1 protein-coding gene is annotated in these 877 nt (G+C 65.8%); it reads right to left on the reverse strand.

Going from position 1 to position 877, the window contains the following annotated elements:
* On the reverse strand, positions 1-812 hold an 812-nt coding region (locus tag DEJ27_RS17380), incomplete at its 3' end, for an SDR family oxidoreductase (RefSeq protein ID WP_111091547.1).
* Positions 813-877: the final 65 nt, after the last annotated feature.

Here is an 877-nt window from a genome sequence, read left to right on the forward strand (position 1 = left end):
TCCTCGTGTGCGGCGACCTGCTGCAGGAGCAGGTTGGCTTTGTCGACACCGGTCTGCACGGCATCGGCGCCCGCGACCCATCGCAGCGGCGGCTCGTCGGAATCGATCAACGAGACCAGGCCAGCAGCGAGCTTGGTGGGATCACCGCCCTGCTTGCCGTTCATGCTCTTCCATGCCTCGATGGTCGTCGCGGTGCGCTCGGCGTAGTCGTCGATGGATAGCTCCGGCCAGATGGTGGAAGCTCCTTCGACGAGTAGCTCGGTCCGGAAGAAGCCAGGCTCGACGATCATGGTCGAGACACCGTACGGCGCGAGGTCGTACCGGATGGACTCCATCCACCCTTCGAGGGCGAACTTCGACGCGCAGTACGCCGCGACGAACTCCTGACCGACGAGGCCGGCAGTTGAGCTGATCGTGACGATCTGCCCGCTGCGCTGACGACGCATGACGGGTAGGACCGCCCGGGTGACGTTGAGCGGGCCGAAGAAGTTCGTTTCCATCTGCTGCCGCATCTGCTCAGGACTGATCTCCTCGAAGAACCCTGCGTAGAACAGGCCGGCGTTGTTCACGAGCACGTCGATCCGTCCGAAGCGGGAGACCGCGGCGTCCGCGGCGGCCCGCGCCGCGTCTTCGTCGGTGATGTCGAGCGACACTGCCAGCAGGTCCTCCCGCTCACCGAACACCTCGGTGACCTTCGCGGCATCACGCGCGGTGGCAACGACGCGGTGGCCGGCGGCGAGGGCGGCCCGGGTCAGGTCGATGCCCATCCCGCGTGCTGCGCCGGTGATGAACCAAACGGTGGAGTCAGTCATGGGTGTGCCTTTCGATCGGGAACACCGCAAGTGAACGACGCCGTCACGTCCGGAAACAGACTCCG

This window comes from Curtobacterium sp. MCPF17_018 (genome assembly GCF_003234135.1).
Classification (GTDB): domain Bacteria; phylum Actinomycetota; class Actinomycetes; order Actinomycetales; family Microbacteriaceae; genus Curtobacterium; species Curtobacterium flaccumfaciens.